Origin of the sequence: Chryseobacterium glaciei (assembly GCF_001648155.1) — a bacterium.
GTDB lineage: Bacteria > Bacteroidota > Bacteroidia > Flavobacteriales > Weeksellaceae > Chryseobacterium > Chryseobacterium glaciei.
On the sequence record NZ_CP015199.1, the window covers coordinates 2,600,703 to 2,624,519 of the forward strand.

The window sequence follows — 23,817 nt, forward strand, 5'->3', positions numbered from 1 at the left end:
TTTAATATTTTAACATAAACGTTAAAATTGAGGAAAATAACTAAAAAATTGAAAAAAAATTATAATATCGAAATCGTATTAAAATTTCTTTATCAAAAAAAACAGAAATGTTTATTTAAGACTCTTGCATTTTAATTAATTTTGCCTTTAATTTACAAACTGTAAAATTTTAAAACAATATAATTTAGTTAAATATGGAAATGAATGTTTCAAAAAATGATGAGCAATTAGTTGCTAGAAAAGCAGGAGGTTTAAACCCAGCTGTTATTATTCCTATTTTATTCGTTATAGGAGTTTGTATCTATTTATTCGTTCTTGGGAGCCCAGGAAATTTTAAAGACGCAGATAAACTAGGTGGTGGTTCTGTAGCTTTCTCAAGTGTTGAAGGAAAAGACATTCATCCAGAGTCGTTTTTAGGTATTATCTACAAAGGAGGGGTTATCGTGCCAATCTTGATTACTTTCATGATCACTGTAATCGTTTTCTCTTTTGAAAGACATTTCGTACTTGGAAAAGCGGCTGGGAAAGGAAACCTAGACAACTTCGTAGTACAAGTAAGAAGCTTACTTAACCAAAACAAAGTTGACGAAGCTTTAGAAGAGTGTGACAGACAACAAGGATCTGTAGGTAACGTAGTGAAAGAAGGTCTTACTACTTACAAGGCACTTTCTCATGACACTACATTAAACAAAGAGCAGAAAATGGTAGCTCTTAACAAAGCAATCGAAGAGGCTACTACTCTTGAGATGCCAATGTTAGAGAAAAACATGATGATTCTTTCTACATTAGGTACTGTTGCAACTTTGATCGCACTATTAGGAACGGTAATCGGGATGATTAAAGCATTCTTCGCATTAGGTTCTGGTGGTGGTACTCCAGATGCAGCGGCACTTTCTACAGGTATCTCTGAAGCATTGATCAACACGGCTTTAGGTATTGGTACTTCAGCTATCGCTATTATTCTTTACAATTATTTTACATCTAGAATTGACGGATTAACTTACAAGATCGACGAGATTGCAATGAGTATCCAGCAGTCTTTCGCTGAGTTCAACTAAGAATTGAATCTTTAGCAAGGAATTTGCATACAATAACAGAAGTTTAATTAAAAATAATTCAAAACAATGGCGAGAGTCAAACCAAAAAGACATGGAGTAGTTACGGATATGACGGCAATGTGTGACGTTGCATTCCTACTGCTTACATTCTTTATATTGACCACTCAGTTTAAAAAACCTGACGTGGAGCAGATTAAACCGCCATCTTCAATATCAGAGAAGTTACTTCCTGATGCGAGTTTGATGACCATCAACGCTACTCCGGATGGGAAATTTTATTTCCAACCGGTAGAAAACGCATCAGAGAGACTACAGCTTTTAGATAAAATGGGTCAGAAGTATGGAATTACTTTTGACAATAACGAAAAAGCTGCATTTCAAAAAGTACAAGCGATTGGGGTTCCTATGAACCAACTTAAGAGCTATCTTGATATGTCAGATGAGGAGCAGAAAAGTTTCAAGAGTCCTAAAGGGATTCCTATGGACAGTACAAATAAGCAGTTAGTAGACTGGGTACAACAAAGTTTAAGCGTAAATCCTGATTACAAATTAGCAATCAAAGGAGACGTTACAACTGAGTATCCTAAAGTTAAAAGCCTATTTGAAGGTTTAAGAGATATTGATTTTCTTAAATTCTGGTTGATTACATCACAAGAAGGTAAACAATAATAATCATTAGAAATGGCAGAAGTACAAGTACAGGAAAAAGGCGGCAAAGGCGGCAAGGTACGTTCCAAGAAGCAGAATACCAGGGTAGATATGACTCCTATGGTGGACTTGGGTTTTCTATTGATCACCTTCTTTATGTTCACAACCACATTCTCTAAACCGAATGTAATGGATTTGGGTCTTCCGGCAAAACCGAAAGAGAATACACCCAAACCACCACCAACGGAAATTAAACTTTCTAACTCAATTTCTTTATTATTGGGTAAAGGCAATAAGATTTTTTGGCATCAGCAAGATAATACATCTTTAACTGATCAAAATCTTAATGAGACTACTTTTGATAGAGAAGGGATTAGAAAAGTAATTGAGCAAGCAAAAGCAAATGCGGCAGATAAAACAAAATTTACTGTTATTATCAAGCCTACTGACGATGCTGTATATAAAAACTTTGTAGATATTCTTGACGAGATGGCTATTACCAAAAGTGAGCAATACGGTGTTACCGATGTGAAACCTTGGGAGCAGGCTATTTATGACAGAAAAGTTGGAAATAAAGGAGCTGCGGCTGCACCGGCTACAAAGTAATTTAACCATAAAATTGTAAATCTATGGCAGATGAAAATGTATACAGTCAGAATCTTACTTTAGACGAGATTGTATTTGAAAATAGAAACAAGGCGTATGGTGCCTATGATCTTAGACATCAGTATCCAAGACTTCTAACAAAATCTTTTATTGTTGGAACGGCATTATTCCTAGTTGCGGCTTTGTCTCCGTTTATTTATCTTACAATTAAGAGACTTACTGAACCACCTAAACAAGAAGTTAAGGCAGATTTGGTTGAGATTCTTCAGGAAGATAAAATTATAGAGCAGCCAAAAGAAGAAGAACCACCTCCACCACCTCCACCAAAAGAAGAGGAAAAGATTGAGGTTATTCAGAACGTTGTACCAGAACCGGTAAGAGCTCCAAAAATTGAAACTCCACCGCCACCAATTTCTAAGCAATTAGAAACGACAACTGGTCTAAATAATCAGGAAGGTGTAAAAGCTCCGGCTTATACTCCACCTCCGCCGCCACCATCTACAGGTACAAGAACTTCAACAGCTGAAGTGAAGCCTCAGGTGAGCGATACTCAAGTATATACTGAGGTAGAGCAAACTGCAGAATTCCCAGGAGGTATCAACTCTTTCAGAAAGAAAGTAGGAGATAGCTTTGATGGTTCTGCGATGAACGGTGATGAAGGTACAGTAAAAACTGAAATTACTTTCGTAGTAGAAAGAGATGGAAGTATTACTGACGTAAAGGCTAATGGAGGAAATTCAGACTTCAATTCTGAAGCTGTAAGAACGATTAAGTCTATTAAGAATAAATGGAGTCCTGCAAAAATTAATGGTCAATCTGTACGTTACAGATTCAGATTACCTTTAACAATGAATTTTGAAGGATAATTTATCTTTAAATAATAATTAAAAAAGAGAAGCAATAGCTTCTCTTTTTATTTTTTTTGGTATTTTTGTTTTATGATGTTCAATTGGTTATCCCTGATTACAGGATTATTTTATATAGTGCTAGGAGGTGTAGTTATTTACTACAAATTCTTTTTCACAACTTTGGAGCCGGCGGTTGCTTATGCAATGGGTGGGCTTCTTATCCTTTACGGGATATTCAGAATATATAGAGCTGTTTCAAAAATTAAAGATTCTGGAAATGAAGAATAGTATTAAACTTATAATGCTATTTGTTTTTAGTGTTATTATTGTAAGCTGTAAAAAAGAAGATAAATCTCCGTCTTATCACAAAGGAGAGCTTACAATCCTTACGGACGAATCCTTTAAAAGTGTTACTGAAGCTTTAGCAGACGGATATATGATCAATTATCCTGAAACAAAAATTAAAGTGGTTACAAGAAAAGAAGATTTAGGTTTTCTTGATCTCTTACAAGGTAAGGCTAGAATTGCTGTGATGTCTAAAGAACTTTCTCCTGAAGAAGTTAAAGCTTTTGAAGAGCAGGTTGATATGAAGATCTTACCTGCAAAATTTGCTGCTGATGCTGTAGTTTTTGTTGTTCCTATAAATTCTCCAAAGACGAGTATTTCAATGGATGAAATTAAAAACGGACTTCAATCTGATAATAAAGAGTTTATTTTCGATGGAACAAATTCAAGTAATTTAAATTTCGTTGCTCAGAAGCTTAAAAAACAACCAAAAGACTTAAAATTCTCTGTAATTCCTGGAAGTCAGAATATTATTGAAGAATTAAATAAATACCCAAACAAAATAGGAGTTATCGGTCTGAATACTTTCAGTAGACCGTATGATAAAACCTCCGAAAAACTAAGAGAATTGGTAAAAGTTCTCCCTGTAGAAAATAATGGAAAATTGTATACCGCAAATTCTGATGGATTACGCGAAATGAAATATCCTTTTACAAGAGTTTTATACTTTTTAACAAACGAAGGAAACTTTAACATAGCCAATGGGTTCATAAGATATTCGTGTACTCAACTTGGCCAGATGATCGTGGAAAAGGAAGGATTACAACCCTACAATATTTACAAGAGAGAGGTTCAAATGCGTTAAAAAATATTAAATTAACGTTTCCCTTAAAATAATTACACTATTTTGGTCTGAAAATTGTGTAATGAATTAACTCAGTTTAGAATATATTAAAATGAAAGATATAATGATTATGAATGTAAAGAAGATTGCTTTTGGGGCAGCCGTGGTATTTTTTGCCAACTTTGCCTCTGCGCAAACAGTACAAGATGGTATTAACAGTATTGACAGTGATAAATTTGCTCAAGCAAAAACTAATTTCACTGACATGATTGCTAAAGCACCTACCGCTGAAAATTATTTCTACTTAGGAAATACATTTTTAAGACAAGGTGAACCGGATTTTGCAAAAGCAACAGAAAGCTTCAACAAAGGTCTTGCACTAGATACCAAAAGTTATTTGAATAAAATTGGTTTGGCTGCTGTAAAACTAGGGAAAGGCGATAAAGGAGCAATTGCTGAGATCCAGAAAATTGTAACTGATTCTAGAGAAAAAGACGCAGAAGTAATGTTCAGAGCTGCTGAAGCTTTAACATTATTTGAAAAAAATAACTCTCCGGATCTTGCTATTCAGTTTTTGAATAAAGCAATTGAAAGAGCTGCTAAAAAAGAAGTTCCGGCACATTATTACTATACATTGGGAGATGCTTACAGGTTGAAGAAAATCCCTGGTGATGCAATGTCAGCTTACGATAAAGCTTTGCCATTAGCGAAAAATAAAGCATCCGTTTATACAAGAATCGGAACTTTATGGATGGCTGCACAACAATGGAAACAAGCGAAAGAAAGTATAGATAAAGCAATTGCTACAGATGCTACCTATGCACCTGCTTACAAAGCTTTAGCTGCTTATGATATTAAATATCAGGAGAATGCGAAAGCAACTCAGGATTTGATCAACTATACAAAATATGCTGATGAAGATCCGTATACTCAGTTAGAAATTGCTAAACTTTATTTCACTAATGAAGATTATGCAAACTCTAAGATGATCTTAGACAAGATCTTTGACAAAGTTGATGATCCAATTAAATTTAAATTAAGAGCATATCAATTATATGCTGACGGAAAATATGCTGAAGCTAAGCAAAGCATGGATAGTTTCGTTTCTCAGGCTGAAAAGTCTAGAGTACAGCCTGCTGACCAAGGTTTACAAGGTCTAATTGCTGCTGGTTTGGCGAAAGACGAAAAAGATGCTGCTAAGAAAACAGCTTTAATGACTGAAGCTCAACAAAAAGTAGCAATTGCAAAAGGTGCAAAAGATGAAACATTGAAGTGGGATATGGAGCTTGCTAAAATCGCTGGAGGTGGTGCTGTATCACAAGGTTCTGCTGATATTGGACCTACAAACCCAACGATTGAAGGATTAAAACAAAAAGTTGCTGCTAATGCTCAGGATACAGATTCATTATTTAAGTTGGCAACAGCTTATCAAGATGCTAAAAACTGGAACGGAGCAATCCTTACATGGCAGAAAATGAGTACGCTTCTTCCTGATTGGGCACCTGCTTACTACAGTCAAGGATATTCTTATCAGCAAGCTGGAAATAACGACGCCGCAAAAATTGCTTATGAGAAATTTATCTCAACGGTAAAACCTGCAGACAAGGAAGCTAACAAGCAAACATTGGCTTATGCTTACTTTGCAGTAGCTTATATGAATAAAGATTCTGATCTTGCGAAAGCAAAAGATTATGTAGCGAAATCTTTACAATTAGATCCAACATACCAAGATGCTGTGAAGCTGAACGGAGAGATCAACAAGTAATTTAAAATTTAAATTATAGATATTAAAACTTCCCATTCGTAATGTTTGGGAAGTTTTTATTTTAAACCTTATATTTGAAAATATGAAACGTCAGGATTAAAATTTGAGTATAATTCTTGGGCGTTCAATCTTACAAATTAAAAAGAATAAATGAAAATAGATATACTTGCTTTTGGAGCACATCCTGATGATGTTGAATTGGGTTGCGGCGGAACAATTGCCAAATTAATTTCGGAAGGTAAAAAATGCGTTATCGTTGATTTAACGAAAGGCGAAATGGGAACCAGAGGTACGGATGAAACAAGAAGAATCGAGGCAGGAAATTCTGCGAAGATTCTTGGAGTTTCCGCGAGAGAAAATTTAGGAATGAAAGATGGCTTTCTTGTGAATTCTGAAGAATATCAATTAATGATCGTAAAAATGATTCGCAAATACCAGCCGGAAATCGTTTTAGCGAATGCGATTGATGATAGACATCCAGATCACGCAAAAGGAGCGAAATTAGTGTCAGATGCGTGCTTTTTATCTGGCTTAAGAAAAATTGAAACTTCGGAAAACGGAGAAAACCAAGAGGTGTGGAGACCGAAGCATATTTTCAATTATATTCAGTGGAAAAATATCAAACCGGAGTTCGTTATTGATATATCTGAACATCTTGATAAGAAGATTGAAGCTTGTATGGCCTTCAAAACTCAGTTTTATGACCCGAATTCTAAAGAGCCGGAGACTCCGATTACATCAAAGGACTTCTATGAGAGTTTAACATACCGTGCACAGGATTTAGGTAGGTTGTCGGGAGTTGCTTATGCTGAGGGATTTACGACTGAGAAGCTGATTGCGATGAAAAATTTTGAAGGAATTATTTTGTAATTAAAAAATCTTTCTTATATTTGCACCACCAAAAACGGTGATTGTAGCTCAGTTGGTTAGAGCGCCGGATTGTGGTTCCGGAGGTCGGGGGTTCGAGACCCCTCATTCACCCACATTTAAACACATTTTCTTCATTGAGAATGTGTTTTTTTTTATGTACTAATTTAAAGAAAGTCGAGAGTATAATATTCTAAAGGAGCTATTTCCCGCTTTCCATTTCAATCTTTTTTTTCAAAAAAGGATTTTCATTTCTATCGGGGCTAGGGTATTGGTCATTCTTACAGCAATACACCGAGATACAAATCAAACAAAAAATCCAAGTTTATTATTCTACAAGAGATAAATTATTTAAATCTGTGTCAGAATAATTTTATCCTAAAACTAGAGTTAATTATATTTTTTTCCTTTAAAATATGTTAATTCTATCCTAATACCTGCAAAACATCATGTATCACGGTAAAAAAAATTACTACATTTATGCATACCAACTTCAAATATGGAAATAAACGTTACAGTAAAGCAATTAGGTAAAAAGCATCCTATCCTTTCAGAGCAGAAACTTGAAATAGGTTTTAATGATAGCAACATCTCATTAGAAAATTTATTGAAATTAATTGTTCAGCAGCAGGTAGAAGTATTCAATGCGAAATCATTTGACCTAGAAGGAGAAGATAACACCAAAATTCCTTTAGATAATTATCTGGATATTCTTACAGATACCGGAAAGGCAGGTTTCGGAAATATTTATAATCAAAAGAAAGCTGACCTACAAAAAGCACAGGAAAATGCTATCCAGGCATTTGAAGACGGAATGTTTGCTGTTTTTTATAATGATGAGCAGCTTGAAGATCTCAAACAAATCATAGACCTAAGTTTACAACACACATTTGCTTTCATCAGACTTACGTTTCTTGCAGGAAGTTATTGGTAATTATAGACACTGAATCTCAAAATACATGGAAATCACAGAAAAATTAAAATCGAAAAAGGTCGTAAATTATTATAGAAATTTACGAAAAGAATTAAAAGAACAAATAGAAACAGGTCAGCAGTCAGAACTGCTTTCAAAACTGAATCTCACGAAAGAAGTTGCAGAGTTAGGTCTGTTGATTGTTGGTAAAACGAATTATTATGAAGCCCTTACTTTAGGCAGTAAGCGTGCTGAGGAAATTAAAGAACTTGTAAAGTCAGATATTTGGGAAGATAAAGAATATTATAAACTGTTGGTATATTTTTTCGGTGACAATGCTGATCTGGTAAAACACGCATGGAGTAGAATGCCTTATAAAATGTATCAGACAGGATATTATCGTCGCTCGTTTCGTGCTCCCAATAATCATAAATTTACCATTCTCAATCAGTTAAATCTAATCGGGAATCTTTTGCAGTTGGCAAGCACATATTCTTATGGTGATGGCGAGCAAAATTATAATCTTACGTTAGAAGAACAAATCATGTATGACCATGCGATATCGAATAATTCACATCAGTTTTACATTTGGTCAGCGGCAATAGATACAGGAAATAATGGTATTTATGAATTGATTGAAGATATTATTTTCAATAAACATACTGAAGGAAAAGTATCCCGTAATATTATCAAAGCATTATTGAATAGCGAGCAGCAACGTTGCTGGGAATTAGTTGAAAAACTTTTGCTTGCTTCACAACGTCAGGAAGGCTTGAGACAGACCGTTTTAGAAGCTTTAGATGAAACCAGTGTTGGTGCCTTGCAATATATGACCAACGTAATCGTAGAGCATAAGCTTACTCGTTTTTCATCCGTTGTTCGTTCGGTAGATACTTGGACCGGTTTAGGCTGGGACGGGGAGAAAGAATCTGTGGTGAGAGGTATTGTATCATTGGCTCATACGTATTTTAATGATCCCGAACAGATTCCTATTGCGATAAAAAGTAAGAATAATAACGAAGTCTACATGGCGCTTTGGGTGCAGGCTGTATGGGATGTAGAAAAAACGATTCCTTACCTACATCAGTTATTTGATAAGGGGAATGCGGAAAAGAAATGTTTAGCGATAAAGTTCGCTGGAGAAACGCAGGATCCTTACATCCAAATGCCGTTGTATTATAAAGCAATATTGGAAGGGGATGTGCAAGTGTTAGCATTTGCAGGAGAGCCGTTGTCGGATTTACTAAGTGCTAATAAAGAGTCGAAATTTTTTATTAACAATCCAGATTATCCGGATTTATTTGAGAAGCTGCATGAGCTCACCAAAAAAATAGATAGTAAGGAAAAGAAGTTCGAAGGAAAGATATTCTCTTGGCTTAATGCCACTTTCAATAAAAGTAATTTGTATGCTTCTATGTTTTATCTGGTCGGGGAGGATCGTGATAAATTAGCTATTGTTCTTTCTTATTTTGATCAGTTTGAACTTTCATTACGTGAATTGCTGACACGAAATATTTTAGGAGATCTCTACTGCTATTCTTATTCATATAATGCTCAAAAAAAGAAAAAAGCGGTAACTCCTTTCCAAAAAGAATTTGCATTTAAAATTTTAAAAGATAGAGGAGAATCTTTGGTTGCCTCAGGAATGAATGTTTTACAACAAGATCCTTTAAATAAAGAAGAAGTAATGACTTTCTTTGATTTGTTTAAAAGAAAAAGCGGAACACTTCGTCAAAAATTGGTAGAATTGATTGTAGCGCAAACAGATGAAGCTGCCACGCTGTTGGTTGCTGAATTAATGATTAAAGGTGATATCGAGCAACGTACCGCCTCATTGGATATCATGTTGCAGTTTCAAAAAAGCAAAAGAGTTCCTTTTCAAATTACTGAATGGACTCAGCAATATGCTGAAAAATCAAAAGTATCAGAAAGAGAACAGATTTTACTTAATCAGCTTAACCCTTCTGAGGATAAAGAAGTTCTTTGTGAAGAAAACGGATTCGGATTTTATGATCCTTCTATAATATCAAAATATGAACTGCCCAAAGTAGAAGCTGATTCTGTTTATTTGCAGGCTACTAAAAAAGATAAATACGGATTTACACAATCATTAGATCATATAAAAGGAGAATTAAAAAAATTAAGTAATCTATTCCTTCAGCATAAAGACCACGAATATGAAGTAGAAGACTGGAATGGTTCTGCAATGAAGGTTTTAATGGGTAATTCTTTCCGTCAAATAAAAAATAATATTGGCGGTTTTACACCTCAACAAATAGCTGAAAACTATCCGTTGCACGAAATATGGGAACAATGGTATCAGGATTCAGGATTGCAGCCGCAGGATTTATTTTTACTGACTTTCATAGATAATTGCGACAGAAAAGTATTCAGAGAGTTTTTAGAAGGTTATGTATTTTATCATAAAGATATCATAACTAATCCCATGAAAGGAGGCTATTATTGGGAGAACCCTATTAGCAGAATTCTGGAATCACTACAATCTAAATATGTATTTGAAGAAAGAACAAATTTCTTAATTGATGCCTGCAGTATATTGTTTGCGAATCTTCCCGACGATATCATCAATTATAAAGGGAAAGATGATAAAGATTACTATTATACTTTTAGAGGAAATGGATGGCAAAAATTAGGTTTTTTTGATGTTTTTTTAAGGTCAATCCCTTTACAGAACCTTACTGATGAACAACACACCAAGCAATGGAATTTATACCGATGGATGCAGTATAATGGGTTGCAGGAAAATATAAAAATAAGTGTTCCTCCTTTCCATGCGTTTTGTAAAGCTTATCAGTTGGGAATTATTACCAAAGGTGAGCTGTATGAAGGTATTTTCATGGGCGAATCTATTATACGAGATCTTACCACTACCAAATTTTACCATCACAGTGAGAAATATTTAGAAAAATACCCTTTCCTAAAACCTATTATAGATGAAATTCAAGCTAAATTTTTAGATATAGAACTTATCCGTGGAGATGCGGCTACAGAAGTTTCTCACTTTGTACAGGAGTTTCAGAATATCTATGGAACACAACGTTTGGTAGAGTTACTTAAAGGATTGGGGAAATCTAAATTATACGCCAATTATATCTACAACTACAGCGATGAGAGTATGACGAAGCAAAAGTTGTTCTCGTTTCTTTTATCTAATTGTCATCCTTTAGAAAGTGATACGCAGGAAGCGTTCAATGAAATGATGAAGAAGGAAAAGATTGCAGAGCTTCGTTTGATAGAGGCTGCGGTCTATGCACCGCAATGGCAAAAGTTCATCAGCAGTTATTTAGGTTGGAAAGGTTTGGATTCTGCGATTTGGTGGATGCATTCCCATACCAAAACCAGCAGCTATGAGGCACAAAATTCCGAATTGGAAAGTGAAGTTGCAAAATATTCATCTGTAGATGTTCAGGAATTTAAGGATGGAGCAGTAGATAAAGAATGGTTTACAAAAGCATATAAAGAATTAGGGAAGGTCCGTTGGGAAATGCTTTATGAGTCTGCAAAATATATTTCTGACGGAAATGGGCACAGGCGAGCAAGACTCTATTCTGATACGCTTACTGGCGATTTAAAAATAAAAGAAGTAACAGCAAAAGTTAAAGACAAACGCGATCAGGATTATCTTCGTGTGTATGGATTGGTACCATTGAGTAAAACGAATCCTGCAAAAGATGTATTGAGCCGTTATGAATATATACAGCAATTTAAAAAAGAAAGCAAAGAGTTTGGTTCAATGAAACAAGCCAGTGAAGCTTTGGCTATTCGGGTGGCGTTAGAAAATTTAGCAAGAAATGCAGGATATCCGGACCCGATAAGATTGACTTGGGCTATGGAAACCCAGCAAATTCAAAGTCTTTTATCTAAAGAAACACAAGTTACCATTGATGGCGTTACTGTAGGTTTAATCATTGAAGACGATGGAAAAGCTGAAATTGTAGTATTCAGAGATGATAAGCAATTGAAATCTATTCCGCCAAAGATTAAAAAAGATAAAGCCATTGTTGAATTGGGGAATAACCGAAAGATCATGCGTGAGCAATGGAACCGTTCCAGAAAAGGATTGGAGGAAGCCATGATAAGAGGTGATGAGTTCTTTTTTGCTGAAATTAAAAATCTTTTTGATCATCCGGTAATCAAGAAACATTTAGAGAAACTGTTATTTATTTCCAACGATAACACAATCGGATTCTTTAATAATGGTAGTTTGACTAATGCACAAGGCGAAATTCAGGAATTAAAAGAAGATGCAACCTTGCGTATTGCTCATTGTGTAGACTTGCATGAGCAGTCAGTTTGGAGTGATTATCAACATTATTGTTTTACAGAAAAATTAATACAGCCGTTTAAGCAAATCTTTAGAGAATTATATATACCAACACCGGATGAGCTGCAGGAAAAATCTGTATCTCGTCGTTATGCGGGACATCAGGTTCAGCCGAAGCAGGCATTAGCATTGCTAAAAACAAGAGGCTGGAAAGTAGACTATGAAGAAGGTTTACAAAAAGTATATCATAAAGAAGGTTTCCAGGTGAAGCTCTATGCAATGGCCAATTGGTTCTCGCCTGCTGAGGTAGAAAGTCCAACCTTGGAAACAATAGAATTTCATTCATTAAAAGACCATAAGAATATTCCTTTTGAAGATATTAATCCGAGATTATTTTCAGAAGTAATGCGGGATATAGATTTAGTAGTATCGGTAGCGCATGTAGGAGATGTAGATCCTGAAGCCAGCCATTCTTCTATTGAAATGCGAGCTGTCTTGATGAAAGAAACGGCCAGATTATTCAAGTTAGACAATGTAAGCATTGAAGGCTCACATGTTTTAGTTAAAGGTCAAATGGCAGAATATAGTGTGCATTTAGGAAGTGCTGTTGTTCATCAGGTTCCGGGTAAATATTTATCTATCCTTCCTGTTCATTCTCAGCAAAGAGGCAGATTGTTTTTACCTTTTGCCGATGATGACCCAAAATCTGCTGAGGTGATGTCTAAAGTATTATTATTAGCTAAGGATAATGAAATACAGGATCCAACGATACTTTCACAAATAAAAAGAGAGTATGTTTAGGATATAATCTTTTCTAAAATATAGATTCAAAAAAAGTACACTCTTGAAGTGTGCTTTTTTTGTACTATTATTATGTTTTTTGTGGGAATAAAAAAAGCATCCTTTTTCAGATGCTTGTGTTTTTAAGATATTGTTTTGGCTTAAACTTCTTCGTCAGAATCTATTGTGTAAGATTTGCTTTTGAAGTCCTTGTCATGCTTTTCTGATATTACATCCTCACCTTTTTCGTTAATGATGAAATCTGTGGATTCATTAAACATCTCCTGAAAACTTTTAAAATCCTCTTTGTAAAGATAAATTTTGTGTTTCTCGAATGTAGCCTCTCCATTCTCTCCGAAGTTCTTTTTGCTTTCGGTAATCGTAAGATAATAATCTCCTGCTTTCGTCTCGCGCACATCAAAGAAATAAGTTCTTCTTCCTGCTTTTAACACCTTCGTGAAAATTTCATTTTCATGGCGTTCCTTGTATTCACTCATTGTTAGATATTTTTTAATCTTGTTAAGAACAAATATAAAAGTTTTCTTTTAATCACAAAATTTTTTTTATGATTTATTTAACAATTCCGAACGAAATGGCTAAGCGGTTAAAGAATTGGTAATTTCGGTAAGATTAATAATTTTATCTGCTCTCTGAGCGCTAGACTCTCTGTGTGTGATAATTATGGATGTCGCGTTATGAATTTTTGTTTCTATATTTTCCAATATATTCTGCTCGGTTTCAGTGTCTAAAGCAGACAGTGAATCATCGAAAATTATGACATTTGGATCTTTAATTAAGGCTCTGGCAATGCAAATTCTCTGTTTCTGGCCTCCCGAAAGCATTACGCCACGCTCACCAACAAGTGTTTTATATTGATCTTTGAAGTTGATGATGTTTTTATCAACGTCTGCGATCTTAGCATATTCAACCACTTTATCGTGGGAAGGATTGTCTATTGCAAACCCAATATTAGTCTCGATAGAATCTGAGAACAAGTAACTTTCCTGCGGAATATAACCTATAAAATTTCTGTAATTATCGAGGTTATGCTCTTTAAGGTTTTTACCATCAATTAAAATTTCACCTTTTGTAGGATCAATTAATCGGCAAAGTAGCAAGGCAATTGTAGATTTCCCACTTCCTGTCTTCCCCATTATGGCAAGAGATTGTCCGGCATCTATTTTAAAACTTAAATTATCTAAAGCTTTAATTCCTGTATTTGGATAAACATAAGAAACATTTCTGAACTCAATATCTCCTTTAATAGGATTGTTATCGAAGTTTGTATTGATAACTTCTGATTTTTTATCTAAAAATTCGTTGATTCTCTGCATGGAAGCTTCCGCTCTTTGGTTCACCGAAGTCACCCAGCCGACCATTGAGAAAGGAAATATCAACGTGTTGATATACATGAAAAAATCAGCGATTTTACCGATACTTAATTGTCCGTCAATATATTTCTGTCCGCCAATTAAAATAATGGCAACATTCAATAATCCGATTACGAATAAAATAATGGTAAAGAAATATGCTTCAGTTTTAGCTAAATCTAAAGCTTTGTCTTGATAATCAGTAACTTTTACACTATAATTTTTCTTGATGTAATTTTCTTTCGCAAAAAACTTCACCACACGAATTCCAGAGAAACTATCCTGAACAAAAGTTGAGATCGCAGACTGACTTTTCTGCATGATCTTCGACTTTTTATTAATAATTGAGCTTACCTTGAAAATAGCAAATGATAAAATTGGAAGAGGCAGCAATGTCCATAAAGTCATTGATACATCTGTTTTCAGCATATAAATACTTGTGATAATTAATAATATAATTAAGTTCACAACGTACATCACGCCGGGACCCAAATACATTCTTACGGCTACAACGTCTTCACTTAAACGGTTCATTAAATCTCCGATAGTCGTTTGTTTGTAATCCGTTAAAGATAATTCCTGATAATGTCTGTAGATTTTATTTTTCAGCTCATATTCAATTCTTCTTGATGCAACAATAATAGTTTGTCTCATCATAAAGGTGAAAAATCCGGTAAGAAGCGAGCATCCGACAATAATGGCAACATAAATTAATATCTGCTTATTGAAACCGAAATTTCCGTTTTTTGTAAGTTCATCCACCGATTTTCCTACAAACTGTACTTTGTATATGTTGAAAAAATTACTGGTGATGATAAACAGTGACCCCCAAAACAATAATATTTTATGTTTCCAAAAATAAGGGTTTAGAGTTTTTAAAGCTTTCATAAAGTTTTGCAAAATTACAAAAATAGAAGCAGACTACGAATTTCATAAATTTTAAATTTCGTATCTTTGCAGCCATAAAAAGCTCTTTGAATGTTAGGACGACGACAAATCCGTGAAAAAGTAGTAGAAAGTGTGTATTCTTACTACCAAAATCCAATAAAATTTGATGTTTTAGAGAAAAACATGTTCTCTGGAATAGAAAAAATCTATTATCTGTATATCTATGAACTAAACTTTTTAGTGGCGTTGAAAGATCTTGCAGAACATCAGATCGAAATCGGTAAGAATAAATACATCAAAACCGATGCTAATACCAATCCTAATCAAAAATTCATCAGCAACCAAGTATTAATTAAGATTGAAGAAAATCCTGAGAGATTATTTTTTACTGGTCAGCACAAACAATTGAAGTGGGATCTTCATGATGATTTATTGGTAAGAACTTTCCAAAGGATTACTGCAGGAAAGCGTTATCAGGATTTCATGAAAGAAGATGGGTATTCTTTTGAGGAAGATCAAAAATTTATTGGAAAATTATTTTTAAGATACATCGCTGAAAATGAAGATTTTCATGAATATCTTGGGGATAAAGAATTAACTTGGTATGATGACATTCATATTGCTAATTCAATGGTTCAAAAAACGATTGGTTTTCTAAAAGAAGATGAAGATAGCAGAACTTTGATCAAAATGGTGAAAGATGATGAAGACAGAGAATTCGCAGGTAAATTGTTGAGAGACACACTGAACAACTGGGAAAGCAATGAGAAAAAGTTAGGTGAAAGATTGGATAACTGGGATTTGGATAGAGTTTCTTTAATGGACAAAGTTATTTTAACAACAGCAATTTCTGAGCTTGATAATTTTGCCCTCACCCCTTCAAGAGTAATTATTAATGAATATATTGAGATCGCTAAAGTATTTGCTACAGACAGATCAAATATCTTCATCAACGGAATTTTAGATAAATATTGTAAAGATCAAAATAGAATTTAATAAAATGAAAAAGACGTTATCAATTATCGCTTTGTCTATTATAGGCTTTGGTTTAGTTTCTTGTAAAAAAGAAAACAAAGAAGTTCAGGGATCAGATGCTGTAGCAGTAGATTCTAGCGCTGCAAACAATTTGCCGCCGACTGATTCTGCAGCAGCTCACGTAGGAGTTACAGGAGCTACTCCAGCAGTAGCAGTAACACCAGCTCCATCTAACCAGCCATTAACAACACTTGCTCTTTCTGAAAGTAGCTTCGATTTTGGAAAAATCAAAAAAGGAGATAAAGTAGAGCACGTATATGAAGTTACAAACACAGGAACTAATCCTTTGGTAATTTCTGAAGTAAAGCCAGGATGTGGATGTACAGTTCCTGATTTCACAAAAGAACCGATTATGCCAGGTAAAAAAGGAAAGATCACGTTGCATTTTGACTCTTCAAGCTTTGACGGAAACGTAAGTAAATATGCAGATGTTTTTGCTAATGTAGATAAGGCTCCAATTAAATTAACATTTACAGCTAATATTCAACCATAATATAATGAATACGTTAACAATCTTTTTACAGGCGCCCGCACAAGGAGGAAATTCTTCTATGATGCTAATCATGATGGGGGTGATGTTTGTAGGGTTTTATTTCTTAATGATAAGACCACAACAAGCGAAACAAAAGAAAGAAAAAACTTTTCAGGAAAACCTAAAAGTTGGGACTAGAGTAGTTCTTACTTCTGGTCTTCACGGAAGAATTGCTCAGGTTCAGGATGATGGTTTCGTTATTGAAACATTATCCGGAAAATTGAAATTCGAAAAAGCAGCTATTTCAAGAGAGTTTACAGAAACTCGTTTCGGAGATAAGGCAGTAAAAACAACTGATAAACTAGTTGAGAAAAAAGAAATCGAAACTACTGAAAATAAATAATTTTTAGTTTTTAAAATATTACGTTTCGGCGCGGTGAGCAAAGCTCACCGCGCCGATTCTTTTATACGCGTTCTGTCATTCAGAACGAAGCAAAGCGGAGTGAAGAATCTACCTTAATAATCTTAACAACTTAATTAAAACTTAATGGTTCAATTTAAAGTTTTCACATAGTTCTCCTTTGTCAAAACGATATTAATTGCGCTATTCGTAAAAACATTTGTGAAATTTGTGTTTAAATTTTAAAATAAAATATCTTTGCCCCATGAATCAAAACACAAACAAAACCGTTCTCATTCTAGGTGCCAACTCCGATGTTGCTAAACAATCTATTTTACAATATTTGTCAAAGGGATTTTCTATCATTGCAGCTTCTCGGAATACAAAATCACTTGAAGATTTTATAGCTTCCAATAATGTAGACCAATCAAAAATTACAGTTTTATATTTTGATGCAGCAGATTTTGATTCACACCAAAAATTCTATAACGAACTTTCAATAAAACCTCATATTGCAGTTTACGCCGCAGGCTTTTTGGTTGACAATGATAAAGCATTGAGAGATTTTAAAGGAACTCAACAAATGATGGTTACCAATTACATGGGAGCTGTTTCTATCTTAAATATTATTGCGATCGATGAAAGCAATAAAAATTTAGAAAGAATTATCGGATTGTCTTCACTTTCCGGAGTAAGAGGTCGAAAAAGTAATTTCGTTTACGGAAGCACAAAAGCTGCTTTTACAACGTATTTAGCTGGATTGAGACAGGAATTAGCTTTAAGAAATATTAAAGTCAATGCTTTGGTAATAGGTTATATCAGAACAAAAATCAATGATGGTCTACAATTGAATGAATCTTTAATCATGGAACCCGATTATGTAGCAAAACATATCGTCAATGCCGGAAATTCTTTTACCATTGTTCCGAATTTTAAATGGAAGATTATTTATTTGATTTTGAAAATGTTGCCGGAGAGTTTGGTAGCGAAACTTCCTTAATTATTTTAATCAAAAATTAAACGACTACAGATTTATTATTCAATTCGAAATCAATTAAAAATTCCAAATCAAGGTAATAATTTGTAGGAATATATTTATCAAAATAGACTTTTGTCGAGGTTTGCTTTTGAAAAATTTCTTTTAACGCAATCTTATCAATGTTTGTAAATGCTGTGAGGATTGGTAAAGATTTATCATAATATTGAATTGTAATTTTAGTTTTTACAAATTCAATATCACTTTTATTATAGAAAATGTTAGCATAATCATTTTGATTTTTTCCTACACCAAAAACATAGCTTTCTATCACAGCATGAGTTAAGTCTATTTTTTCACAAATCTTATGGCGTTTTATATCTTGAACAACAATATATTTATTGAAATTTTCCAGAGGAAATCCTTTTTCGCTTTCAATAATTGAACGAATATAAAGATAAATGGGAGCAACGATAAGAATTCCAATCACAAAATAACCGCCCTTAAAATCAAGAGTACTACTGTTTTTTGAATAACCAATTCCATAAAAAAGTATAAACAGTCCAATATACCAAAGGATGCCTATTGGGATTTGCCAGGTTTTCCATTTTGGTGTTTCTTTCATCATTAAATTCTTAAATATTTGTGTTTTAAATAAAAAAGCGGAGAAAAATCTCCGCTCTAAATTTATGCTTTTAAATTCAATTGTAATTCCAATTCATCGAGCTGTGCATCAGCAATTGCGGCAGGTGCATCGATCATCACATCACGCCCTGAGTTATTCTTAGGGAATGCGATATAATCTCTGATCACTTCATTTCCGTCAAGAATAGCAACCAAACGGTCAAACCCGAAAGCCAAACCACCGTGAGGCGGTGCTCCGTATTTGAAGGCGTTCATTAAGAATCCAAACTGAGCTTCTGCTTCTTCTTTCGAGAATCCTAACAAATCAAACATTTTAGATTGAAGATCTCTATCAAAAATTCTAATAGAACCTCCACCGATTTCATTTCCATTCAATACCATATCGTATGCGTTGGCTCTTGCTTTTCCTGGATCTGTTTCCAATAAGTGGATATCTTCCGGTTTTGGAGAGGTGAAAGGGTGGTGCATCGCGTGGTAACGTCCGCTTTCTTCGTCAAATTCCAATAACGGGAAGTCAACAACCCAAAGTGGTGCGAAAACGTCGCCTTTTCTTAATCCTAAACGGTTTCCAAGCTCCATTCTCAACGCAGAAAGTTGAGTTCTTACTTTGTACTCGTTTCCTGAAAGAATCAACATTAAATCTCCTTCTTTTGCTCCGAATTTCTCGATAATTTTCGCTAAATCTTCCTCATTATAGAATTTATTTACAGAAGAAGTTTTTACACCATCATTCTGGAATTTAGCCCAAACCATTCCTGAAGCTCCGATTTGTGGTCTTTTTACCCAGTCAACAAGCTCATCAATTTGTTTTCTTGTATAATCTGCACATCCTTCAACATTGATTCCGACAACCAATTCGGCATCATCAAATATTTTGAAATCTTTTCCTTTTACTAATTCATTCAATTCAACGAATTCCATTCCGAAACGGATATCCGGTTTGTCGTTTCCATATTTCTGCATTGCATCGGCGAACGTCATTCTTGGGAAAGTTCCGAATTCCTGACCTGTAATGTCTTTGATCAACGTTTTCGTCATTCCTTCAAAAACATTCATTACGTCTTCCTGTTCTACAAAAGCCATTTCGCAGTCGATTTGTGTAAATTCGGGCTGTCTGTCGGCTCTTAAATCCTCATCACGGAAACATTTAACGATCTGGAAATATTTATCCATTCCACCTACCATCAATAATTGTTTGAAAGTCTGTGGTGACTGTGGCAATGCATAAAACTGTCCCGGATTCATTCTGCTTGGTACAACGAAGTCTCTCGCTCCTTCCGGAGTAGATTTGATTAAAACCGGAGTTTCAACCTCGATAAATCCTTCGTCTGAAAGATAATTTCTAACCTTTTGCGCCATTTTGTGACGGAAGATCAATTTATCTCTTACCGGAGCTCTTCTGATGTCCAGATAACGGTATTTCATTCTTAATTCTTCACCACCGTCCGTTTCATCTTCAATCGTGAAAGGCGGAAGCTGAGATTCATTAAGCACTTCTAATTTTTCAACTAAAATTTCAATTTCTCCTGTTGGAATATTGGGGTTTTTGCTTACTCTTTCGATTACTTTTCCCGTAACCTGAATCACGAATTCACGTCCCAATTTTTTTGCATTTTCCATCAATTCGACTGAAGAACGGTCCTGATCGAAAACCAACTGAGTAATTCCGTAACGATCTCGAAGATCTATCCAAATCATAAATCCTTTATCACGAATGGTTTGTACCCATCCTGACAGTGTAACTTCTTCATTAAGATTTTTCAGAGATAATTCTCCGTTTGTGTGCGATCGAAACATAATTATTTGTTTAAAGTTCAATGTTTAAGACCCAAAGTTTTGAGCCTTTAATTTTCGTTTGCAAAGATAAGATTTTTGCAGGTTTTAAAAACAAAAAAACTCCCTTTCGGAAGTTTTTACATTGTATTTTGAATATTTCTATTTTAAAATTTCTGTAAGAGCAGGCTGTTTGTATTCTACAGAATAATCTTTAGCCGTTTGTCCTTTGTCATTTTTTAAAGTTTTTGTTGCTCCTTTTTTCAGCAATGCTTTTGCAAGATCTGCTCTTCCGTATTTTGCAGCGATCATCAATGGTGTTTGATTATCACACGCTTTATTAACGTCTACGTTGTTGGACAGTAAATAATTAAAAACATTTTTCTTATCATGTTTTACACTAAAAGAAAGCAGATTGTATGAAGTTTCTTTAGCTCCGAAACACTTGTTGTAATCTTCTTTGGCGAAGCTTTTTTTCAGTGTTTCTATATTGTCAGTCTGAAAAGCAACCTTTTGTTCCCTTGAAATCTGTTGTGCAAATAATAGGTTGGCAAATATCGAGATTCCGAATACTAATAAAGTAGAGATTATTTTTTTCATGAAATTTTTATTTTTTATGAATATACAAAGCTAATTCATTTTTTGATAAAATTATTTATTATCATGCCTAAAAAAGTGTGTTTTTTTCAAAATATCCCTTTTAATGATATCGGGAGTAATGTTTTGTTTAGAATTGTTTTATGTGAAAATGAAGAATTAACATAAAAAATAATACAGACTATTTTAATTAGTTTAAAATGTTCCGAATCTTAATTAAAGCCCTGATAGAATGAGTTTTCAAAGGCAATATTCATTAAATTTATAGACCCAAACACACAAATAATATTAATACGATGGAAAAAAATGATTACCTAAATCCGGAGCAGTGGGTAGACGAATTTTCAGATTTTCTGTTTGCTTTTGCTGTTAAAAGAGTGAATTGTAGAGAAGATGCCGAAGATATTATACAGGAAACTTTCCTTTCAGCATATAAAGGTCTTAAACAATTTGAAGGTAAAGCTTCTGTGAAAACCTGGCTCACAAGTATTTTAAAAAATAAAATCATAGATTATTACAGGCAAAAAAGTAATTCTAAAGGCTATGACGATTATTTTTCTGAAACAGAAGAGTCATTTGGGAATGCTTTTTTCAATGAAAATAATTACGGAAGGTGGAAACCTAAAATCCACAAAAATTATATTTCAGAAAATGCGGATCAATATATTTTAAGCAAAGAATTTCATGAAATTTTAGAATATTGTCTGCAAAAATTACCTCCAAAATTAAAACCCGTTTTTATTGCAAAATATATGATGGATGATGATGCTAAAAAAATTTGTAAGGAATTAAATATTACTTCGTCAAATTATTGGGTGCTTCTTTTTAGGTCTAAAACACTTTTAAGAAGCTGCCTCGAGAAAAAAGAAATAAAACCTTACGTATGAAATTTTTTAATAGACTTCTCAATAATTGTGAAGAAACGTCCCTCAATATTATTAAATCTGAAGAAACATCTTTGTCTTTTTCTGCTTGGCTGAAAATGAAATTTCATATTTTGTTTTGTAAATGTTGTCAGAATTTCAAAAAACAAACTAAAGTTATAGATGAAGCTCTTTATAAACATTTTGAGTCGGAAATGAATGAGGATGGAGAGCATTTATCCCAAGAATTAAAGGACAAAATAAAAGAAAGCTTAAAAAAATAATAAGTTTTTTGTAAGGAATCATATTTTTTACGTCTAAAATTTTAAAAGCTATAAAGATGAAATTTTTAATGCTCATTTTTTTCTTTTTAGGAAGTTTGACGTTTGCTCAAACCGGAAAAAATATTAACCGCAAAAAGGATATAACCAATTCGGGATATGATGTGGTGAGTTATTTTTCAGGAAAACCTCAGAGAGGATCTGCGGAATTTTCTGTACAATATCAAGGCGTAAGCTATTATTTTATAAACAAAGCAAATAAAACTGTATTTCAGCAAAATCCGGATAAATATATTCCTCAATATGGTGGCTACTGCGCTTATGCGATGGGTGATGAAGGTGAAAAAGTAACTATAAATCCCGAAACATATAAGATTGTTAATGGAAAACTATATCTTTTTTATAATAAATTTTTTAAAAATACATTGATCAGTTGGAATAAAGATGAAGTAAATCTTAATAGAAAAGCGGATAAAAACTGGCAAAATACAGTTCAAAAATAAGAAGATTGGAAAATGAAGTTTTATTTAAATTACGGTACAGATGGTACAGAGTAACGCATTGGGAATTTTGGCCGATGTGGACAATCTATCTACCTTGCATTTTTTATTATATCTGGATTAGTATTAAATGCAGATCGGTTGGTTTTTTCAAAGCAGTAAATCCGTCAATGATTCATGGTGGAATGACGCTTGAAGATAAAAACTATGTGAATCAACTTATTCCTCAAAAGTTTAGAGCAAAATCTTTTTTCGTTAAAGAAAATATTGAAGCGGAAAACGTTTTAGATATTATTAAACAAAATCATTTGAGTTATCCCGTTATTTTAAAACCCAATAACGGTTGTAGAGGACGAAATGTTGAGATAATTGAAAATGAAACTCATCTTCATAGTTATTTGAAAATTTTTGGGAACGAAGATCTTTTACTGGAAGAATATGTTGATTTACGAAAAGAAATAGGAGTGTTCTATATTAGATTTCCAAATTCTGAGAAAGGCTTCATCAGTGGAGTTGTTGAGAAAAAAGGAGTTGAAGTTGTCGGTGACGGAAAACAGACTTTAGCTGAGTTGATCAAATATAATTTCAGATATCATAAATTTTATCCACAGGTTTTTCAGAACACAACTTTTAATGAAAATTATATTCCGGAGAAAGATGAAAGAGTACTTCTCAGCAGTATCGGAAATCATGCAAGAGGAGCAACTTTTTACGATAGTTCTTATAAAATTTCAGATAAATTGGAGGATTTGTTTAATGAAATATGTTCAAGCATGGACGGATTTTACTACGGCCGATTTGATGTTAAGTTCAATTCCTGGCGAGACCTTGAAAACGGCGAAAATTTTAAAATAATTGAATTAAATGGTGCCGCTTCCGAGCCAACTTTTATTTACGACCCTGAAAATTTTTATCTTTTTGCTATTACAGAAATTATGAGACATTGGGATTATATGTATCAAATTGCAAAAATTAATAAAGAAAAAGGACATCGTTTTACAGGTAGAGAAGAATGTTGGAGTCTTTTCAAAGAATATAATCCTTTTTCGATTTAAGTTTTCGAAAAACTTTCCATATGCTAATTATTTATCATTTCTGAATCTATACTTTTGACGTAG

Annotated in this window: 23 protein-coding genes and 1 tRNA gene; 19 read left to right on the forward strand and 5 right to left on the reverse strand. The window is 33.8% G+C overall.

Annotated elements, in window-relative coordinates; genetic code table 11:
* The first annotated feature begins 194 nt into the window (after positions 1-194).
* The 11 genes from A0O34_RS11620 (at position 195) to A0O34_RS11670 (ending at position 12,920) form a co-directional block, all read left to right on the forward strand.
* On the forward strand, positions 195-1,058 hold the full coding sequence (locus A0O34_RS11620; RefSeq protein WP_066754790.1) for a MotA/TolQ/ExbB proton channel family protein: 864 nt from the start codon (positions 195-197) through the stop codon (positions 1,056-1,058).
* Between the two features lie 66 nt (positions 1,059-1,124).
* Positions 1,125-1,727 (forward strand): ExbD/TolR family protein, encoded by a 603-nt coding sequence (locus A0O34_RS11625; protein ID WP_066754792.1) that lies wholly within the window; start codon positions 1,125-1,127, stop codon positions 1,725-1,727.
* A 12-nt stretch (positions 1,728-1,739) separates the two neighbouring features.
* On the forward strand, positions 1,740-2,312 hold the full coding sequence (locus A0O34_RS11630) for an ExbD/TolR family protein (RefSeq protein WP_066754793.1): 573 nt from the start codon (positions 1,740-1,742) through the stop codon (positions 2,310-2,312).
* A gap of 23 nt (positions 2,313-2,335) precedes the next feature.
* Positions 2,336-3,178 (forward strand): energy transducer TonB, encoded by an 843-nt coding sequence (locus A0O34_RS11635; RefSeq protein WP_066754795.1) that lies wholly within the window; start codon positions 2,336-2,338, stop codon positions 3,176-3,178.
* A 72-nt stretch (positions 3,179-3,250) separates the two neighbouring features.
* The gene (locus A0O34_RS11640) at positions 3,251-3,448 is read left to right on the forward strand and encodes a C4-dicarboxylate ABC transporter (protein WP_185097261.1); all 198 of its coding nucleotides are present in this window, start codon (positions 3,251-3,253) and stop codon (positions 3,446-3,448) included.
* Positions 3,438-4,310, forward strand: a complete 873-nt coding sequence (locus tag A0O34_RS11645) for a PstS family phosphate ABC transporter substrate-binding protein (protein WP_066754799.1) — start codon at positions 3,438-3,440, stop codon at positions 4,308-4,310. Before A0O34_RS11640 ends, A0O34_RS11645 begins: the two co-directional genes overlap by 11 nt.
* Positions 4,311-4,401: 91 nt before the next feature.
* Complete coding sequence (locus A0O34_RS11650) at positions 4,402-6,054, forward strand: tetratricopeptide repeat protein (protein ID WP_066754800.1); 1,653 nt, start codon at positions 4,402-4,404, stop codon at positions 6,052-6,054.
* A gap of 150 nt (positions 6,055-6,204) precedes the next feature.
* The gene (gene bshB1 / locus A0O34_RS11655; RefSeq protein WP_066754802.1) at positions 6,205-6,924 is read left to right on the forward strand and encodes a bacillithiol biosynthesis deacetylase BshB1; all 720 of its coding nucleotides are present in this window, start codon (positions 6,205-6,207) and stop codon (positions 6,922-6,924) included.
* A gap of 36 nt (positions 6,925-6,960) precedes the next feature.
* Positions 6,961-7,036 (forward strand) — tRNA-His (locus A0O34_RS11660).
* A 384-nt stretch (positions 7,037-7,420) separates the two neighbouring features.
* Positions 7,421-7,855, forward strand: a complete 435-nt coding sequence (locus A0O34_RS11665; protein ID WP_066754804.1) for a hypothetical protein — start codon at positions 7,421-7,423, stop codon at positions 7,853-7,855.
* Between the two features lie 25 nt (positions 7,856-7,880).
* Positions 7,881-12,920 carry a DUF4132 domain-containing protein gene (locus A0O34_RS11670; RefSeq protein WP_066754806.1) on the forward strand — a complete coding sequence of 1,680 codons (5,040 nt, stop codon included), beginning with the start codon at positions 7,881-7,883 and terminating at the stop codon, positions 12,918-12,920.
* A gap of 140 nt (positions 12,921-13,060) precedes the next feature.
* On the opposite strand, the gene A0O34_RS11675 is transcribed toward A0O34_RS11670, so the two are convergent.
* Both A0O34_RS11675 and A0O34_RS11680 read right to left on the reverse strand, forming a co-directional pair.
* Positions 13,061-13,396, reverse strand: a complete 336-nt coding sequence (locus A0O34_RS11675) for a DUF3276 family protein (protein ID WP_066754807.1) — start codon at positions 13,394-13,396, stop codon at positions 13,061-13,063.
* A gap of 99 nt (positions 13,397-13,495) precedes the next feature.
* The gene (locus A0O34_RS11680; RefSeq protein WP_066754809.1) at positions 13,496-15,157 is read right to left on the reverse strand and encodes an ABC transporter ATP-binding protein; all 1,662 of its coding nucleotides are present in this window, start codon (positions 15,155-15,157) and stop codon (positions 13,496-13,498) included.
* Between the two features lie 90 nt (positions 15,158-15,247).
* On the opposite strand from A0O34_RS11680, the gene A0O34_RS11685 reads away from it, so the two are divergent.
* The 4 genes from A0O34_RS11685 to A0O34_RS11700 all read left to right on the forward strand — a co-directional run bounded on the left by A0O34_RS11685 (position 15,248) and on the right by A0O34_RS11700 (position 18,064).
* On the forward strand, positions 15,248-16,153 hold the full coding sequence (locus A0O34_RS11685) for a transcription antitermination protein NusB (protein WP_066754811.1): 906 nt from the start codon (positions 15,248-15,250) through the stop codon (positions 16,151-16,153).
* A gap of 4 nt (positions 16,154-16,157) precedes the next feature.
* Entirely contained in the window at positions 16,158-16,685 is a 528-nt protein-coding gene (locus A0O34_RS11690; protein ID WP_066754812.1) for a DUF1573 domain-containing protein, read from the forward strand.
* Positions 16,686-16,689: 4 nt separating this feature from the next.
* A complete protein-coding gene (yajC, locus tag A0O34_RS11695) occupies positions 16,690-17,067 on the forward strand; it encodes a preprotein translocase subunit YajC (protein WP_066754816.1) in 378 nt (125 codons plus the stop codon).
* A gap of 262 nt (positions 17,068-17,329) precedes the next feature.
* On the forward strand, positions 17,330-18,064 hold the full coding sequence (locus tag A0O34_RS11700; RefSeq protein WP_066754818.1) for an SDR family NAD(P)-dependent oxidoreductase: 735 nt from the start codon (positions 17,330-17,332) through the stop codon (positions 18,062-18,064).
* Positions 18,065-18,080: 16 nt separating this feature from the next.
* Here A0O34_RS11700 and A0O34_RS11705 read toward each other — a convergent pair whose 3' ends face one another.
* The 3 genes from A0O34_RS11705 to A0O34_RS11715 all read right to left on the reverse strand — a co-directional run bounded on the left by A0O34_RS11705 (position 18,081) and on the right by A0O34_RS11715 (position 21,058).
* Positions 18,081-18,668 carry a hypothetical protein gene (locus tag A0O34_RS11705; protein WP_066754819.1) on the reverse strand — a complete coding sequence of 196 codons (588 nt, stop codon included), beginning with the start codon at positions 18,666-18,668 and terminating at the stop codon, positions 18,081-18,083.
* Positions 18,669-18,727: 59 nt separating this feature from the next.
* On the reverse strand, positions 18,728-20,482 hold the full coding sequence (gene aspS / locus A0O34_RS11710; RefSeq protein ID WP_066754821.1) for an aspartate--tRNA ligase: 1,755 nt from the start codon (positions 20,480-20,482) through the stop codon (positions 18,728-18,730).
* Positions 20,483-20,620: 138 nt separating this feature from the next.
* On the reverse strand, positions 20,621-21,058 hold the full coding sequence (locus A0O34_RS11715) for an ankyrin repeat domain-containing protein (RefSeq protein WP_066754822.1): 438 nt from the start codon (positions 21,056-21,058) through the stop codon (positions 20,621-20,623).
* A gap of 293 nt (positions 21,059-21,351) precedes the next feature.
* On the opposite strand from A0O34_RS11715, the gene A0O34_RS11720 reads away from it, so the two are divergent.
* The 4 genes from A0O34_RS11720 to A0O34_RS11735 are packed head-to-tail and all read left to right on the forward strand — an operon-like array spanning position 21,352 to position 23,754.
* Positions 21,352-21,942, forward strand: a complete 591-nt coding sequence (locus tag A0O34_RS11720) for a sigma-70 family RNA polymerase sigma factor (RefSeq protein WP_066754824.1) — start codon at positions 21,352-21,354, stop codon at positions 21,940-21,942.
* Complete coding sequence (locus A0O34_RS11725) at positions 21,939-22,202, forward strand: hypothetical protein (RefSeq protein ID WP_066754826.1); 264 nt, start codon at positions 21,939-21,941, stop codon at positions 22,200-22,202. Before A0O34_RS11720 ends, A0O34_RS11725 begins: the two co-directional genes overlap by 4 nt.
* Positions 22,203-22,258: 56 nt before the next feature.
* On the forward strand, positions 22,259-22,702 hold the full coding sequence (locus A0O34_RS11730; protein WP_066754827.1) for a YHS domain-containing (seleno)protein: 444 nt from the start codon (positions 22,259-22,261) through the stop codon (positions 22,700-22,702).
* Positions 22,703-22,707: 5 nt separating this feature from the next.
* Positions 22,708-23,754: an ATP-grasp domain-containing protein gene (locus A0O34_RS11735; RefSeq protein ID WP_157886007.1), complete on the forward strand. Its 1,047-nt coding sequence runs from the start codon at positions 22,708-22,710 to the stop codon at positions 23,752-23,754.
* Positions 23,755-23,817 lie beyond the last annotated feature (63 nt).

Bases quoted from the DNA above. Each gene is read 5' to 3' on its own strand.
- A0O34_RS11730 (WP_066754827.1), top strand. From the start codon at position 22,259: ATGAAATTTTTAATGCTCATTTTTTTCTTTTTAGGAAGTTTGACGTTT.
- A0O34_RS11635 (WP_066754795.1), top strand. From the start codon at position 2,336: ATGGCAGATGAAAATGTATACAGTCAGAATCTTACTTTAGACGAGATT.
- A0O34_RS11625 (WP_066754792.1), top strand. From the start codon at position 1,125: ATGGCGAGAGTCAAACCAAAAAGACATGGAGTAGTTACGGATATGACG.
- A0O34_RS11725 (WP_066754826.1), top strand. From the start codon at position 21,939: ATGAAATTTTTTAATAGACTTCTCAATAATTGTGAAGAAACGTCCCTC.
- A0O34_RS11715 (WP_066754822.1), bottom strand. From the start codon at position 21,058: ATGAAAAAAATAATCTCTACTTTATTAGTATTCGGAATCTCGATATTT.
- A0O34_RS11675 (WP_066754807.1), bottom strand. From the start codon at position 13,396: ATGAGTGAATACAAGGAACGCCATGAAAATGAAATTTTCACGAAGGTG.
- A0O34_RS11640 (WP_185097261.1), top strand. From the start codon at position 3,251: ATGATGTTCAATTGGTTATCCCTGATTACAGGATTATTTTATATAGTG.
- aspS (WP_066754821.1), bottom strand. From the start codon at position 20,482: ATGTTTCGATCGCACACAAACGGAGAATTATCTCTGAAAAATCTTAAT.
- yajC (WP_066754816.1), top strand. From the start codon at position 16,690: ATGAATACGTTAACAATCTTTTTACAGGCGCCCGCACAAGGAGGAAAT.
- A0O34_RS11690 (WP_066754812.1), top strand. From the start codon at position 16,158: ATGAAAAAGACGTTATCAATTATCGCTTTGTCTATTATAGGCTTTGGT.
- A0O34_RS11685 (WP_066754811.1), top strand. From the start codon at position 15,248: ATGTTAGGACGACGACAAATCCGTGAAAAAGTAGTAGAAAGTGTGTAT.
- A0O34_RS11665 (WP_066754804.1), top strand. From the start codon at position 7,421: ATGGAAATAAACGTTACAGTAAAGCAATTAGGTAAAAAGCATCCTATC.
- A0O34_RS11630 (WP_066754793.1), top strand. From the start codon at position 1,740: ATGGCAGAAGTACAAGTACAGGAAAAAGGCGGCAAAGGCGGCAAGGTA.
- A0O34_RS11700 (WP_066754818.1), top strand. From the start codon at position 17,330: ATGAATCAAAACACAAACAAAACCGTTCTCATTCTAGGTGCCAACTCC.
- A0O34_RS11670 (WP_066754806.1), top strand. From the start codon at position 7,881: ATGGAAATCACAGAAAAATTAAAATCGAAAAAGGTCGTAAATTATTAT.
- A0O34_RS11720 (WP_066754824.1), top strand. From the start codon at position 21,352: ATGGAAAAAAATGATTACCTAAATCCGGAGCAGTGGGTAGACGAATTT.
- A0O34_RS11650 (WP_066754800.1), top strand. From the start codon at position 4,402: ATGAAAGATATAATGATTATGAATGTAAAGAAGATTGCTTTTGGGGCA.
- A0O34_RS11705 (WP_066754819.1), bottom strand. From the start codon at position 18,668: ATGATGAAAGAAACACCAAAATGGAAAACCTGGCAAATCCCAATAGGC.
- bshB1 (WP_066754802.1), top strand. From the start codon at position 6,205: ATGAAAATAGATATACTTGCTTTTGGAGCACATCCTGATGATGTTGAA.
- A0O34_RS11620 (WP_066754790.1), top strand. From the start codon at position 195: ATGGAAATGAATGTTTCAAAAAATGATGAGCAATTAGTTGCTAGAAAA.
- A0O34_RS11645 (WP_066754799.1), top strand. From the start codon at position 3,438: ATGAAGAATAGTATTAAACTTATAATGCTATTTGTTTTTAGTGTTATT.
- A0O34_RS11680 (WP_066754809.1), bottom strand. From the start codon at position 15,157: ATGAAAGCTTTAAAAACTCTAAACCCTTATTTTTGGAAACATAAAATA.